10 protein-coding genes are annotated in these 14,851 nt (G+C 60.1%); 1 reads left to right on the top strand and 9 read right to left on the bottom strand.

The features are described from left to right. Nucleotides 1-228: 228 nt before the first annotated feature. Both R4P70_RS31220 and R4P70_RS31215 read right to left on the bottom strand, forming a co-directional pair. Nucleotides 229-1,209 carry a DUF4192 family protein gene (locus R4P70_RS31220; RefSeq protein WP_021334443.1) on the bottom strand — a complete coding sequence of 327 codons (981 nt, stop codon included), beginning with the start codon at nucleotides 1,207-1,209 and terminating at the stop codon, nucleotides 229-231. A 481-nt stretch (nucleotides 1,210-1,690) separates the two neighbouring features. Beyond that, nucleotides 1,691-2,911: an RNA-guided endonuclease InsQ/TnpB family protein gene (locus R4P70_RS31215; protein ID WP_167548985.1), complete on the bottom strand. Its 1,221-nt coding sequence runs from the start codon at nucleotides 2,909-2,911 to the stop codon at nucleotides 1,691-1,693. A gap of 395 nt (nucleotides 2,912-3,306) precedes the next feature. Here R4P70_RS31215 and R4P70_RS31210 point away from each other — a divergent pair, with 395 nt between their 5' ends. Next, nucleotides 3,307-3,825 carry a hypothetical protein gene (locus tag R4P70_RS31210; protein WP_021334445.1) on the top strand — a complete coding sequence of 173 codons (519 nt, stop codon included), beginning with the start codon at nucleotides 3,307-3,309 and terminating at the stop codon, nucleotides 3,823-3,825. Nucleotides 3,826-3,897: 72 nt separating this feature from the next. Here the strand turns inward: R4P70_RS31210 and R4P70_RS31205 are convergent, their stop codons facing one another. The 7 genes from R4P70_RS31205 to R4P70_RS31175 all read right to left on the bottom strand — a co-directional run bounded on the left by R4P70_RS31205 (nucleotide 3,898) and on the right by R4P70_RS31175 (nucleotide 14,653). Then, nucleotides 3,898-4,527, bottom strand: a complete 630-nt coding sequence (locus tag R4P70_RS31205) for a hypothetical protein (RefSeq protein ID WP_021334446.1) — start codon at nucleotides 4,525-4,527, stop codon at nucleotides 3,898-3,900. After that, nucleotides 4,527-5,138: a terminal protein gene (locus R4P70_RS31200; protein ID WP_021334447.1), complete on the bottom strand. Its 612-nt coding sequence runs from the start codon at nucleotides 5,136-5,138 to the stop codon at nucleotides 4,527-4,529. Before R4P70_RS31200 ends, R4P70_RS31205 begins: the two co-directional genes overlap by 1 nt. Further along, the gene (locus tag R4P70_RS31195) at nucleotides 5,138-10,513 is read right to left on the bottom strand and encodes a telomere-binding protein (RefSeq protein WP_252858648.1); all 5,376 of its coding nucleotides are present in this window, start codon (nucleotides 10,511-10,513) and stop codon (nucleotides 5,138-5,140) included. Before R4P70_RS31195 ends, R4P70_RS31200 begins: the two co-directional genes overlap by 1 nt. 179 nt (nucleotides 10,514-10,692) lie before the next feature. Then, a complete protein-coding gene (locus R4P70_RS31190) occupies nucleotides 10,693-10,995 on the bottom strand; it encodes a hypothetical protein (RefSeq protein ID WP_021334449.1) in 303 nt (100 codons plus the stop codon). Between the two features lie 451 nt (nucleotides 10,996-11,446). Further along, nucleotides 11,447-12,145 (bottom strand): hypothetical protein, encoded by a 699-nt coding sequence (locus R4P70_RS31185; protein WP_134771763.1) that lies wholly within the window; start codon nucleotides 12,143-12,145, stop codon nucleotides 11,447-11,449. Next, nucleotides 12,142-13,104: a ParA family protein gene (locus tag R4P70_RS31180; protein ID WP_021334451.1), complete on the bottom strand. Its 963-nt coding sequence runs from the start codon at nucleotides 13,102-13,104 to the stop codon at nucleotides 12,142-12,144. The genes R4P70_RS31185 and R4P70_RS31180 overlap by 4 nt, the downstream gene beginning before the upstream one ends. Before the next feature lie 856 nt (nucleotides 13,105-13,960). Then, the gene (locus R4P70_RS31175) at nucleotides 13,961-14,653 is read right to left on the bottom strand and encodes a hypothetical protein (protein WP_031332140.1); all 693 of its coding nucleotides are present in this window, start codon (nucleotides 14,651-14,653) and stop codon (nucleotides 13,961-13,963) included. Nucleotides 14,654-14,851: the final 198 nt, after the last annotated feature.

Raw genomic sequence — 14,851 nt, 5'->3', positions numbered from 1 at the left:
GACAGCCGTAGTTCCGGGCTGCGCCCGGAACCGGAAGGGCGCGGGCGGCAAGCCGCCCTGATGACGAAAGTCCTACGCGCTGCGCGCCGGACTCGTGGCTGCTTTTCGTTGTGGCAAAAAAGATTCCAAGAAAACGTGCGCACAAAAAACGTGCGCACGTTTTTGGTTGCGTCACAATCGAAAGTGGTGGTGCCATCCTTAACCGATCGGAACGGCACCACCAAATCGTTATCTTCCGGTTCGAGTGCTCGCTGTTACCGCAGCCGTGCGCAGTTGATCCCAGAGCGCCGGATTCATTCCGAAGTCGAGTGCGCGCTCGAACAACTGCCCGAAGGAATGAGCCGGATCGAGAGTGCGCCCCACGATGAGGGCCTCGCGAGAAAGCGCCGCATGACGCGCCACCCAATGAAATATCGCGCCAATGATGATCACCGGACCGGCAAGGTCGGCGGGCAGTAGTGCCCCTACTTGCCGCAACATCTCAGCGGCGGCATCGGCGTTCTTGTCCGTCACATGTACAAACAACAGATCACGGACAGTCACATCGTGCATCGCGGCCGCGATAAGCGCTGCATGCTCGTCCGTGACGACGATTCCCCCGTCATTCTTCGCAGGACCGATATACGGCGCTAATCTACTGGTGAACGCGAGTTCGGCTGCCCCGTGTGGATCCATGGCCGCCAATTTCACTCGCTCCTGATCGAAACCCTGCGCGACCGTTGCGGCGCGCTCTGCGCCGAACTGAGCCGGTTCGAAAGCTGCGCGCATCTGCGCACGAGTCTGCAGCGTGGCCACGCCGAGTGACTGCGCCTCCAACACAATCGGATGCAACCGCAAATCCATCTGGTCACCCGCCTGCAACGCGAGCGATCCGACGCCGTGCCACCGGCGAACGACCCCCTCGGTGAAGACGTACACCGGTGTAACCGCATCCGGTCGGAACTGCTCGAACACCTCACCCACAGCATCGCCACGCTCCACCGGCCCGAACACCACTACCAGCATTTCTCGGCACTGGGCGAACGGAGTGGCGCCCTCCAGACTCGCCAGAACTCGCCCCGACTCGACATCAGTCAGCTTGATCATCGCAACCGGCATCGGGTCAAGATCGAGAGCGATCACAACCACCTCATCGACAGGAATATGACCGCCGAGCGCAACAGCACCGGCAACGCAATCGGACGGCGAAGACAAACGAAAAGTACTCACAGGTAACCCCTTTGGGTCGTGGGGGTGCGCTGGTGAGGCGCACCGGACTAGGACAACACCGATGACACTGCCACATGCCACCGACAAAAAGAGCCATGAACGGCGGTGAAATGCCGCCTGCCCTCGCCGTGCCGGGGGCACAGCGAGACGTGAAGAAAGGGCCTGGTCGCGCTTGCGTAACCAGGCCCTTTCTTCACGGTCGTGGTGGCCGGCGACCCTCGGGTGCGGCGCCGGCTTCGCTATATCGCAGTGACGGTCTCTGCTGTCATGTGATGCAATCCGCCGTGATTTCGATCGAGCGAACCCGGGGAGCGCGATTGCGACTTTCCCCGCATTCCCCACCTCGCAAGGCTGCGAAACCGCCGCCCACCGTGCGCCCGCGGTACCTTGTCGGAACCGTCACAGGCGGCAGGTCCGGGGTCCATCGATCAACGTGCCTTGACATCCTCCTCGCCCTCGCGGGCGGAGATTCCCGGGTAGCTCAGGGTACCGAGGTGGTTGGTGCGGCACGCAGGCGTGACTGATGCACCCTATCCCCCGACATGCCCTCGGGTTGGTGATCGATGATGAAGGCGCGATCACGGATGTTGATCGCGGCATTGGTGTCCGCATGATGTTCGAAACCGCAACCCTGGCACCGGAAAACCGCTTGGCTGTCGCGATTGTCCGGGCAGGTGTGTCCGCAGTTCGAGCACTGCTGGGAGGTGTACGCGGCCGAGACCACGATGACAGACATCTTGTGGTCGAGACGTTGCGCGAACTTCCCCCAGCACGAGGAGAGGATCGCGTGGTTCAGACCGGACTTCGCACGCCCACCGTTCGGCAAGAAAGCTCCTGGTCGGTCGGGGTCGGGTTTCGGCTTCGCTCGGCGGGTCATGTTTGCGATCGCCAACTTCTCCACCGCCGCCGCGCAATACGCGGATGCAAGTGCGGTGGTCGTTTGTTCGATCCAGTCACCGCGCCGATCGGCCAACCGCAACCGCAACCTGCCCAACTTCGCTTTCGTCCGTTCTCGGTTCGCGGAACCCTTCTGCTGGCGGGCCAGGCGCTGCTGCAACGCAAGGAACCGGGTCTGCTCCCCGGCAGTGAGACCCGGAGCATGGAACATACGGCCATCGCTGGTGGCGACAGAGTTCGCGACACCACGATCGATCCCAACCACTGCTGTTGTGTCCGGTATCTTGCGGACTGCTGGCGGGGTCGTCAGGCTCACCGTCCATCGCCCATTCGTCACGGCGACCCGCGCCGACGTGGCCGCGCAGATGTCTGTCCAGGCCCGGGAGATGCGGAATCGCACCCACCCGGCCTTCGGCACCAGGATCTCGCCCCACTTCCGGTTGACTCGTCGCGCCGCCAGATCACGAACTACGAACCCTTGCCTGGTATTCGAGCGTTTCTTGAACGTCGGATACCAGGCGCGCCGGGCGAAGAAGTTGGTGAATGCTCGATCGAGATCGCGTAACGCGCCCTGCTGCACCACTGTGGAACCCGCTCGCAACCAGTCGAATTCACGTCGAGCTTCGGTCAGGTCAGCGGCCTGCGACACGTAGTTGATCTTCTGCCGGAAATGCCGCCGGGACTGCGTCCACCACGAACGCTGCTCCAACCCGAGGTTGTAGACGAGGCGAGCGTGATCGCAATGCATCACCAACGCGTCGAGCTGCGCACCCTCAACCGGGTACACGCGCTGAACGATGCTCATAACCGAGATACTGGCACGCATCACCGACAACAAGCCCGACATGCACTCGCTGAGCTCACCCTCACTGGCGACGTCTTCGCTCGCAACCTGATCAACCGAGCTGTGTGAAATCGTCAACCCGCCAACTCAAAAATTTTCGGTAGAGGGTGGATGGTCGGTCCGCCCACACTTCACTAGGACACCGATCATTCTACTGCCTGACCTGCCGATATAGGGAAAACTGTCGATGAAAGTGCCCCTGACCCTCACGGTGCCGGGGGCAGCGGGAGGGTCAGGGGCACTTGGCGGTAGGTTGTGTTCCGAACCCGCACTTTCGGCCCTCGGCCGGCATGTGTGTGTTGAAGTGGATGAGCGTATTGAAACGGCAGTAGTACAGAGGATGAGGGTCCCCACCGATGACGCAGCAAGAGCCGTGGCGCAGGATCTCCGACCCTGTTGAGTTGCCGGCCTTTGGCGGTGCCGCCGACCTGCGAGTGCTTGATGCAGAGATCTTCGAATGCGTCCTTCGTGACCACCTGATTCCTCGATCCTCGGAGCGAAAGTACAACGCGCACTGGCGGAACTTCTGGAATGTGCTGGCTTTCGATGATGAGTTGGCGGATCGGGCGACGGCCATCCTCGAAGACTTCGTGGATCAAGCCAAAGCAGCTGTCGATGCAGGAGAGTTGGATGACAAACAGCAAGGCCGCGCCAGGAAATTCATCGACAAATCAGTCATGGCGCTGGACCGAATCGACAAGGCAGAGGATGCGCCTCTGGCCTGGATAGGTGGGCGGGCCGCGCAGTTCAACCCGCGATCACGCGAGGTCATAGAAGAGCTCGTTCAAGCCATCGCGGAACACCGCAAGACGTTGGACAACGAAAAACTCTGGCGAGTACTCAGGCGCGTGGGTCTGGACCCAGACGCACGCTGATCTCTCAGTGGTTGCGGCTTTCACCACGGTGGTGGCTTTTCCAATACGTCGGTATCGCGACGGTGGGTCGTGTCAGCGCAAATCCGCGGTGACAGCGAGCTGCGAAAGATCCACTACTGGACCGTCTTCAGCCCAGACCTGAGTCCTACCGACTGGCAGGATCTCGCGAGAAGGCAAGACACACCACGGTTCGACACGTGAGAGCACCTCATGAACGAGAACAGTGGCGTGGAACCGTGTCGGCACGGTAGTGACGTCGAGCAACTCACCTCGCCGCCGCAGATCGGCCGTGGATCGAGCAGTGCCGTTACTGATCACCACTTGCCGAAGCGGAAGACCGTGTAATGCGAGTACTCCAACGACGTGCGGTTCGAGCCAACCTTGTTCGCGCCATGCGGGAAGGATCTCTCGCCCCTTGGGCAGAGAGATTTTGACGATCGCTTCACTCGCATAATCAGCAGCCTGTTGTGATCGTTCCTGCGTATCGGCAGGAGGGCGGCACAACTGCAGAAGTCGGGTGTGCGGAATCGCCGCATTCTGGCGATTACTGCCCGCTATCCATCGCTGGACGGTGCGAACACTGACGCCGACGGCATGTGCGACGGCAGCCGTATCGATGTGGCCGGTGGGTGTACGCCCGTAGCAGGTCCCCAACATTGCTTCGAGGCGCTTGCGCGTCCACCGAGGTGCCGCAGGTGCCATCACGGGCGATCGATTGCCATCTCGTCGATGCGTTCGAATTCCCAGCCGGCGACATACTGCTCGTCGGCATGGTTCGTCATCCACTTGGACACGCCTTCATCGCCGTTCTGCTCGAACGCAGACCACATTGCTTCGACATCGGCAGGGGTGAGTTCGAGTTGGATCTGGCGGTCCCGCTTGTAGGTCTTGCCGGCGGCGCTCGGACCTTGATGACCACGTATGCGAAGGTGACCACCCCGATTTGCGAGTGCCTTGCCCTTCGACGTCGCTCGAAAAGATGCCAGCGCAGCTTTGCGTCCGCGCTGTGTCGTGGCCGCTTGCCGTGACTTCTTTGCGAGTTTCTGCAACGTGTCTGCTTTGGGCTTGCCGATCCGTTGATGTCCTTCTGTTGCTACCCACCGCTGAACCGTACGTTGTGTTACCCCAAGATCTTTGGCGGCATCTGCAGTGTTGAGGCCGCCTCTCTTGTTGAGTCCGTACGCAGCGAGCAATAGTCCTCGAACGTCCGGAGCTGCGCGCCCTAGTGACACCGAGGCGCCGCTTCGTCCAGTGAGGGCACCGAAGATTTTCGACCGGCGGCCAGGATCTTTGTTCGTGTTTTTACGTGCCATCACTGATCACCGCCAACGGTGTAGTCCGCGGAGTTCCAGTCCAAATGGAGTTGGTCTTTTCCTCGGTAACCCTTACCTGTCAAGAACTCGACCTGGTCGGCGAGCAAGGCCGAGCCTTCCCATTTGTACTGTCCGAACCCGCGACCTAACGTCTCTTGCTCTCCCGGCCAGGATGCAATCGGGTCAGGATTGTCGGAGACGTACAGAACGGTGTCGTTCGAGATGGCAACTGGCCACCGGTCACTGGCCCTGCCGATCTTCACCACTCGGCGGAGGATGTTCGCCCGGGCCTTTGCGATGATGTGATGGCGCCGTTCCGGAGCATAGCCAGCCCGACCCTTCATGAAATCGCTACTGCCAAGCATGCCCAGAGTGCGCGTGTACACAACCTTGAGTTGATCGCGGGCGAGCTGAGCATCAGGATCATCGAGGTCCAACGCCGTGCGCGCATCGCGGATCCGCTTGTACCAAGGATCGAGAACTCTCCCGTGTTCGTTCCACACATACGCCTCGAAAACTTCCGGCTCATATCCGAGTTCGAGCGCGTACTGCATGGTCGGCGTTGTCACCCATTTGGGCTCATTGATCGAAAGCCCCCTCGGATTCAAAGGATTCGGGTACCGCCAGTCCGAGGATTCCGGAATCTCGATCTTCCAGTACCCAGGCAGAGACTTGTCGAATATGGCCCCGCTCTCGTGATGTTGCGGATCTCCAATGCCGAGTTCGAGACTGGCGATGCCCGCGGCGTGGGATCCGCCTCGATCGTATGCATGGATGAAGAGGTTTCGGCTCTCATCCGCCGTCAGCGGCCGTGACCAGTCGATATCAGTTTCGGTGTTACTCATCTGAGACGGCGGAACCGGTTGTGAGGGAGCGAAAACGGTGTCTCGTTCTCGTGAACGAGTGCTGATCATGAGATCGAATCCGGTGGTGGACGCAGACATTGCCCACGGAAACTTCAATGCATCTGCGAATGTCGCCAACCGTGACGCCAGGACTACGGGTGGCGGGTCATCAGCGAGGATCGGCATGTCCAATTCGTCCTGGCCCATGGCGGAGATGAACGCTACCCAGACACCTCGTTCGTCGCCATGCCATACCCGCGTCCACGTACCCAGACGATCACCGAACTTTCCACCCAGCGACCAGCCTTCCTCCAAAGCCTCAGTGACGAAAGGGAGTCCTGCAGTCAGCGCACGCATTTCTTCAGCGCGCTTGCGTGGATCGTCCCCGAGGGCGCCCGTCTCGATCCCGAACTGACGTGCCATGGCATCGGTGACCCAGATCTGTCCTGGTTCGCTCCATCGCTCGTTGACTGCGGTACCAAAATTCTGTGCTCGGATGACCTCTGCGATGTGTCCGACATGGAAGATCGGCCCAGGATCGACTACCTCCCCGCTCGGTAGCCATAGTCCATCTACGTCGAGCACGCCCGCTGGCCCGGCGTAGTGCCGCCGATCTGCGGCACGATTGGTCGTCGTCCGGTGTCGTCCTACTGCGGGACTTTCGGTGACCTCCGCCGAAGCCCCTCCTCCGCTTCTGTCGGAAGGTAGGGAGTTAGCGGACAATGGCGACACGTTTTTCACCGCGTCGTCGCTATCTGGGGATGAAACACGCAACGCTGCACGAGTTTTGGACGTGCTGTCGATCCAGCACTCGATGTGCATCGGGCGCTTTTCGAATGCGAAGGGCGAGGCGAGTCCACACATTGAGCACGGTGCTGCGGGGTAGATCGGTTCAGCGACCGCTCTGTAGCCTTCCGCGTCGTCATAGCTTGTCACCGGCTCCTCCTCGGGAACAGCAGATACGCTCAAGTTTTGTGTGTGATCGAGCACGGAGGACTGTAGGTCATGGCCCCGACTGGATTTCGCTGTGGCCGAAACGTGCGAAAGACGGTGTATCTGCCAAGGGTAGGGTGTGGGACTTTCGTCTATAGGTTCGCCACCGCTGCCGGGATTGATTGTGTTATCCGACCCTGAAGGACCTGTGTCATCTGAATCTGACGGGCGTGTTCCGTGGGATTCGTCATCGCCATCGCCGAGCACCTTCCACAACCTCAACGCGGTCAATCGCTGACGTCGATCTTCACAATGGATAGTGCGCTGGACCGTGTACCGAGGCGTTTTACCCGCGCGTTCTTCGCCGATCAGAATTCCTTCGTCATACAGGGCGCGCAGCGCCGTGCCTCTGTCGATCTGCGGAGCATCCGACATCGATTGTGCTGCTGCCTTGAGAACTTGCTCGAGAGCAGTCGATTCCACGAGCAACTGGGCTTCCCCATCGCGTGGCGTCGGATCGGTGAGCACGTAACCGAGGCGGATTCCGCGCGCATCTTCGCGATATTTCTTCACGTCTTGGAATTCGCCAACGAGCGTCCGTCGCCATCCCAACCTGTTAGCGAGGGGAAACGCGGGAGCCTCGCCGGTCCGAACATCGTCGACGTACGCCAATCCGGTACGTAGGGCATGGGCAATCAGCTCGCGAACCCGGGCGCCAGTGCGAGAAGGCAAATCAGGATCAGCGGCCGCGGTGATCGCGTCGCGGAGCCCGAGATGGACCACCTCGAGGTTCTGATCTACTTCCTGTTCTGTCAACGCGCCCACGTCGAGTAGGAAACGGGTCATAGCGACCCAACCTCCCCAGATCGCGCCGACGGCTTCGGCTTGGCGCACACTCTCTCCACTCGAGCGCAGAGACTCGGCATAGTGTGCAGCGGCTTGAGATGCTAATTCGCGAATCTCTTCCAAATGACCAGCCAGATACTGTAGGAAGCTGGCCATCAGCAATGCGCGGCCATGCCGACTTTCGTCGCGGTCGAGAGCGATGAGGTGATCTAACTCGATCTCATCAGCCTGCAGCGGCACGGCAAGCATGCGCTGGGCTCCCGATCCGGGACGAGGCATCACTTCGGATGTGACGACAGCCGACGCCCGAGGAGGTGTGCCATCGAGAATGCCTAAACCATCACGAGTGGCACGCGATCGCGATTCTCCGTTATGCACCATGCGCGCGAATTCCTCAAGAGACTTCTGAGCTGCACCCCAATCCCGAGTCGGAGCCACGTCATCAGCCCAATAGAGAGCATCCTTCGCCGAATTCAGTTTGATCCGCAAGGCATTGAGTGTGTCGCCATTGCCCGACATCGACGACGCCGGACGTCGCCGATCCCACAACTCCCCCCAATGATGCATCGCGATGGACGTCAAAGACGTCTTGTACGAGCCAGGGGAACCTACGATCAACAACACCCACGGATTCGGGCCGAGAGCTGATCGGTAGACGTGCCCGAGCAACGTCGCCGACACACGCGAGGGAAACTGAGTCAACATCGATCCCGAATGGGCCAAAAACGCCTCTCGGATCCGCTCCGCATCTCGAATGGGTGCTGGCAGGTCGTAACGAGCCAAAGGCCCACTCAGCAGTACCGGAGCCACACGTGCCCCCTCCCCACTGATTGCACCCCCGGCGTGAACAAAGAACCACTCGCCTTCCGCGGTTCGTCGCCATCCCGTGGATCTGAACCGAACGGTTCGTGTGATCGTCCCACCAGCGACTTTGAGCGCATCGCGCAGCTTTGCTATTCCGGACGGACGTGAGTCGTAAGCAGGAGGACCAGGCAACGATTCGACCCAACCACAGTCGCGGTAATCGAGCGCAGCGATGCGCAGCCGCATGAACTCCCCGGTGTCGGGATGCGTGTAACCGATTATCACCGCCGAAAGCTGTTTAGGCGCAGGAGGATTCGCCTCCTTCTGGCCCACAATCCCCTCTCGCCCCATAAGCTTGGGCAAATCGATATCGAACGACTCGTCCTGAGCCTCCAGGTATTCCATTTCGACGATGCGCGCATCCAAACCCAAAACGAGTTTGGCGCTCTCTTCACCATCTTTGGTCGTCGTGATCTCCACCAACTGCATATCGACGATCCGATACGTCGGCGCCGAAATCGCCGAACCGCGCTGAACGGTGGATCCGCCAGGCGCGGCCGACACGCCGGTTTCGAGGACAAGCGCAGATCGAGATTCCGAACCAGCGGCCTCCTCTTGAGTTGCCGCTACTTCGTTGTGAAGATCCGGATCCTGCAACAACGGAGGGATCGGAATCTGAGCGATTTCATGCGCCCCACGCGCCGCATTGCGTGCCAGACGCCACGCGGCCACTGCCTCGTCAGCCGCCTGCCCTGCCCATTCACTACCTGCCGTTGCAGCTTGGAGCCGGCAACGATCAACAGCTTCACTCAATATTTCGAATCGAAGTTCCGATTCCAGGGCCCAACGCTTGGCACGCTTGAACGGCAGCTGTGAATCTCGTGCATCAGAGATCGAGGCGACGTGAGCATCAGCCTCAGCTGCGGCCTTTTCGACAAGTAGGTGCTTCCCGCGCACCGCACCCGCGTATGCGTGGGCCGCCACCTCGCCTGCAGTGACGGGGACGAATCCACCGAATTCGTCGTCGCCGCTCCACTTGCCTGCCAGTACGTGATCAGTGAAATCGCTCTTCGGCTCGAGGGTTGCCGGCAACAGCAGTTGTACATGCGCCCCCACTCCCCCGAGCATGGAAGCGAGATCGATTCCGCGGTCCCATCCCGCGTCGTCACGATCGAGCACCACCCGAACAGTGGCATTTTCGAAAACCGCAGCGCACTCCGCAGGAAAGCTACGGCCACCCTGCGCATTCGTCGTCGCGACGAGACCGATCTGCTCGGCGGTCTCGACATCTTTCTCACCTTCGACCAACCACACCGGGGTACCGGCGGAAATAGCAGCGAGGAGCTGAGGGGTCCGGTAGAGGACCGACTGAAAATCGCGGGGCTTCTGCTTGACTCGACGACCCGACGCAGAGACGAACACCTGCCGAAACTGCTTGTGCCGGCCGAGCTCGCAGTTGGTGCACTCCTCTCTGACAACCTCCTGGACGAGGGAACCCTCGGCGTCTACGTAGGGGTATGTCGCGACAGGCACCCACGCGTGCTCGATCTCAGGGCTTGCAGCTTTGGTCAGAAGCGTTTTCGGAAGCGCTCCCAGCTTGCCGCGGCGTCGGCCAGCGGTGCGCTGTTGTGTCGATCGACCAGTTAACGGGGTGGCTGAACTACGGGGAGGAAGAGGTTCGTCGAAGAGATCTCCCGTGGACATCCCCAATGCATCCGCAATGTCCTGGGCACTTGCCCCACAGCCATGGCATTTCAGAAGTACTTTTCCACCTGCGCCGTCATCGGTCCATGTCACCGAAAGCGAGGCATTCCCGTCATCGTGAACGGGGCATCGAGCTGAAAGCTGCGTGGAGCTACGCACCTTCATGCCACCCGCGGACTCGAGAAGTCCGCGAATGTTCTCCATCGACCACATATGGCCGCGGTGCGCGGGCGAGGTCATCATCGGTCACCGACGGGTGCGTATGTCATACACGACACTGCCTTCAAAGGTGGTGCCCCCCCGCTGGGGTGAGCTACCATGAAGACGCACCGCTCCTTTCCTGAATCGAGCGGATGAATAATTCGAGAAAAGCCCCCCTCCTGCCGCCAAGCACGGGGGGTTTTTCGCTGTTTAGGTCGAGGTCATGTCCCCACCATTCGCAATTGTTGGGGTCGAGATCGACGTTCGACCGCAGCGACCAATCGATCAATCTGGTCGCTGCTGGACGTGTACTGACGTGGGTCGAGGCGATGCAGCGACTCCGGGTCAAGCTGAACGATGATGTAATCGGGCACGTCGAAGCCATGAACGAGCGCAAGGACCAGTACTGCGTAGTCGCCGGACGGGAGACCGACCTCCCGAGCGCGCTGCTCGTAGACGTTGTGTTGACATTCAGGCGCCCGGGTTGCAATGAACCCGCGCGGCCCCTTGTGTGGACGTGCCATAGCGCAACCTTAGATCCAATTCGTATCTGATAGCGATTACTCGGATTCGTGGGTGTGTCGCTCGCCGGCACGGTACTCACCATGATTTCACTTCCACCTTCCCTCGATCGGAGAACTCCCCCCTCTAAAGAGAGGAGGTCCCCTTCGCCCCCTTCTGTGACAGATAGGCCGAAAAAACTTTTCGCTCAGTCTGCGCACGACACATGACATCTCTGCACGCTCGGTCTCAAAGGAAGCTCACACATAGTCGAATCCCCCCACACACTCATCTACGCGCGAACAAACACGAAAATGTGTGGGGAGCATGGGGAGCGAAGGAAAAAGCCTGTTCAGGGCCTACAAAATGCTCCCCACCAGTGTGGGGAGCATAGTGGGGAGGATAGTGGGGAGCAGAGTGAAAGACGCACCGAACTGGTTCCCCGGCGATATCGAGGAAACCTTGTGAATGGGACTAGTTCGCCCGCGTCCCGAGCTGAAGCTGCAATGCGACAGCCACCACAACACTTCGAGACGGTGCACCGAACTCCGCGACCTTCTCGTCAAGCCAGTCACGTTGAGCCTTGGTGAACCGGAGCTGAACCTGGATCCCCCCGCGAATCTGAGGGGATTTGCGGCGCTTGGGCAAGGAGCTTCCGGCAGATTTATTCGCCGCCCCTTGCTGGAGAATCTCGCCGACGTGGCCGATATGCTCGTCGAGCGCGGCCTCTGCAACGTCGGCGTAGGTTCCGCCGATCCGGCCCTTTTCAGCCTTGAGCGCAGTCAAGGTTGCACTGTCGATGTAGATCGGCATGTTCTCGACTGCATCCGCAGCATCCGCAGCATCCGCAGCATCCACTGAGCCGTCTGTCGCCGACTCCGCAGGCTTCGGCGCTGCCGCGGATGCTGCCGGGGCGCTCGGAGCCGCTACAGCTTCTCGGGGTTGCGTTGGCGCGCTCGTCGTGACCGGATCCGGCGCGTCGTTCTCTCGCTGAGCTGCAGGGCTTCGCGGCTCCGGGGTCTGCACGGCTGGGCGAACAGGTGCAGCAGCGGAGGGGCGTGGTGCACGTGAAGGCGGAAGGAAACTCGCAAGCCCCGCTCCCCTTCTGCCTGGGCCGCTGGGAGCGGAGAACGCATCTTCGAGGCTTTCGCGTGCAACCTTGCGTGAACTCATGACACTGCCTCGACTTCCTGATTGATCTCGGTCAGTTTGCCGATGATTTCCATCGTGAGCTTTTCGTAGTCCTCGGCAAGCCCAGTTGCATTGCGCGCCAGGAAATCTTCTTCAGGCTTAGTTCCCGCTCGGAGTGCCTTGAGTCGACCCTTCTGCGCGGCAGCAGCTTGAGTTTCCAGCTCGTGGGCGAGGATGCCGTGTCGGCGCAGGTCGAAGCCAGCCGTCTCGAGGTAGCGGATGTAGGTATTGAAGACGGGAGCCGATTCCCCGATGATTTCGTAGACAGAGTCCCGAACTGCGTCTTCGAGTCGCGAGGACCGGGAACCGATGCCGAATAGGACGACGCCGGCGAGACGAAGGTCAGGATTGACGCGCCGAGCTCGTTTGAAACGCTTCGCAATGCGTGTGAGGCCGTCGAGGCTGCCCTCATCTGCGCGCGTGGGAATTACCACGCCCTGGCAGCACGCAAGCACGGCGTCGAGGATCATGACGTCCCCCGGAGGGGTGTCGAACAAGATCAGATCGTAGTCAGACGCGATACCAGAAAGTGACCGAAACAGCAGGTCACCGAGGGTTTCGGGTTCCCCGTCGTCGTCGCCGTGTGACCTGTTTGCGCGTGAAAACATCAGGCCCTGGATATCGGCGAGAGTGGGCCCTCCCGGAACTACGTCGAGACCTGGTCGGACGTCTTTGAGTAGCGGCGGCTCAGTGCCGGTGATGAGGGCGTTGAGCAGGTCCTGACCGTCGGCGACGTCGTATCCGAGGTCGCGGGCGAGATTTCCCTGAGGGTCGAGGTCGAGGATGAGGACTCGCCAACCACCCGCGGCTGCCAGTCCGCCACAATTGGCGCTCAATGAGGTTTTCCCTACCCCACCTTTGCCGTTGGCGAAGGCGATGGTGTTGGGGATCTGCTTGCTGATTGCAGTTTCGGAAACGGCTGCTGCGATGTTCTGGGCCATTTGGTCACTCCGACGTTGGTGAGGTTTCGGATAAAGAATGTCTGCCGATTTTCACGCCGCACATCGCGTAGGACATCGCGTGTGATTGATGGCGGTAATTATCGTGTGTGTTCACGCTGTAGCACATACAGGAATTGCTGCAAGTACTCGCGCCGCAATACATGCGTGATTCGCTGCGTGCATACAGGTAGTGAATCACGGGGGAAAACGACTTGCAAGTCCTACGTGAAAACATGCAGGTAAACACGGTGGAAATCACGCCAGAAACCATGCGTGAATGATGGCGTGAATGTATGCGTGTGTTGCCGTAGGAACTCACGCCGGAAAAAGCGGAGGAGATAACACCACAAGGGAGGATGGAAAGCACAGGAGATATGACGCCGGAAGCTGTGACGGAAGTGTCGCCACAAGACAGGATGGAAAGTGCAGGAGAAATCTCAGCGGAACTGCCGGAGGAACGCCCACGTGAAATCACGGCGGAATGCCAGCCAGAAGCCCTGCGGGAAAATATGCCGGAAACGGCGGTAGTCGCCACGCCTCAAAGGACAGTGGAAGCCGCAGGGGAACGCAAGCCATATCCGATGGTGGAGAAGGCAGGAGCGCCAACAGTGGAACCCGAAGTAGAAGGCACAACAGTACGCATGACGGAACCTGTACCGGAAGTGACGGCGGATGAAGGGGGAGAAAACCGGAGGACTCGCTGTCGCCGACTCGACGCAATTCGGGCCAAATCACCCCAGACATGGTCGCGCGGGGCAAAAACTCCGTCCACATCGAGACGAATTGAACGGCATACTGGATGACGGAACCCGCACCATAAACCGTGGTATAAAACGGTTTGACCTGCGAATACGGGTCAGTTGGTGAGTGGGGAGAAAGTCTGACGAGGTACCCGGCGAGGATCTCCAGACGGCCCGCGTTCGTGTCGCTGACTGCTGATCCGATTGTTGAGGCCGACCTCGGTCGTCGTATGCAAAGCGTGGAGAAGATCCGAGGTCCGCACGAGTGGTTGCAACTCCACGACGAGGTCGACGAGCGTGTCCTCGAGTAGTTCTTCGGCAGCTCGATAGAGCTTCCACAGTTGGGATAGTTCCCACGCCAGAAGTAGGGGACTGGCGAAGAAGAAACCGGCACACATCTTTCTGATCCTGAGGACTTGAGGATTGCTGAATTGGCCGGCGACGCGGGGGTCGCCCCAGCGTGCGAAGTACGAGCTGGCTGCACAGTCCACGGCGGTCAGATCCAGCAGTGTGGCGATGTCTTCCCAGTGGCCTGATCCCAGGCCGTACCGGGCCTCCTGCAGGGCCAGCCCGAGTGCACGCTGACACGTCATCGTGTACTCCGACAGGGCGAGGCGGTATCCCTCCAGATCGCGCAGATCGGCGACGGTTCGGAATTCTTGACATCCTCCGGTGAATTCGGTGGCAACCAGCAGGGCTTCGGTGCCGTCCCAGCGGAACTTGGATTGTTTGTACACCTGTCGATGCCACGCCAGATCATCGATCCAGTGCGCAGGTTCCATGCGCGTCGAACCTAGCGGCAGGGGCATGCCGTCCATGATCGCAGCAATACGAGCCGCTGTCACGAGGAGTGCAGGCGGACATCGGGCGGGGGTCGATGAGCGGTCGGATTGCCGACATTTGGTCCTTGGTGGCCAACTGGTGAACGGTAGTAGCCGAGTTATCGAGTTACGAAAGGTCACTGTTCGTCCGTAGATGAACGACTGGTGGATCGATGGTGGATCAAT

This window comes from Rhodococcus sp. IEGM 1241 (assembly GCF_033142365.1).
Lineage (GTDB): Bacteria > Actinomycetota > Actinomycetes > Mycobacteriales > Mycobacteriaceae > Rhodococcus_F > Rhodococcus_F erythropolis.
The sequence above is the reverse complement of the archived record's forward strand: the minus strand, read 5'-3'. Positions and strand labels throughout refer to the sequence as shown.

What these genes read in the sequence shown, in the direction of transcription:
- R4P70_RS31215 (WP_167548985.1), bottom strand. Translation starts at nt 2,911, where the DNA reads ATGAGCATCGTTCAGCGCGTGTACCCGGTTGAGGGTGCGCAGCTCGAC.
- R4P70_RS31210 (WP_021334445.1), top strand. Translation starts at nt 3,307, where the DNA reads ATGACGCAGCAAGAGCCGTGGCGCAGGATCTCCGACCCTGTTGAGTTG.
- R4P70_RS31205 (WP_021334446.1), bottom strand. Translation starts at nt 4,527, where the DNA reads ATGGCACCTGCGGCACCTCGGTGGACGCGCAAGCGCCTCGAAGCAATG.
- R4P70_RS31200 (WP_021334447.1), bottom strand. Translation starts at nt 5,138, where the DNA reads ATGGCACGTAAAAACACGAACAAAGATCCTGGCCGCCGGTCGAAAATC.
- R4P70_RS31195 (WP_252858648.1), bottom strand. Translation starts at nt 10,513, where the DNA reads ATGATGACCTCGCCCGCGCACCGCGGCCATATGTGGTCGATGGAGAAC.
- R4P70_RS31190 (WP_021334449.1), bottom strand. Translation starts at nt 10,995, where the DNA reads ATGGCACGTCCACACAAGGGGCCGCGCGGGTTCATTGCAACCCGGGCG.
- R4P70_RS31185 (WP_134771763.1), bottom strand. Translation starts at nt 12,145, where the DNA reads ATGAGTTCACGCAAGGTTGCACGCGAAAGCCTCGAAGATGCGTTCTCC.
- R4P70_RS31180 (WP_021334451.1), bottom strand. Translation starts at nt 13,104, where the DNA reads ATGGCCCAGAACATCGCAGCAGCCGTTTCCGAAACTGCAATCAGCAAG.
- R4P70_RS31175 (WP_031332140.1), bottom strand. Translation starts at nt 14,653, where the DNA reads ATGCCCCTGCCGCTAGGTTCGACGCGCATGGAACCTGCGCACTGGATC.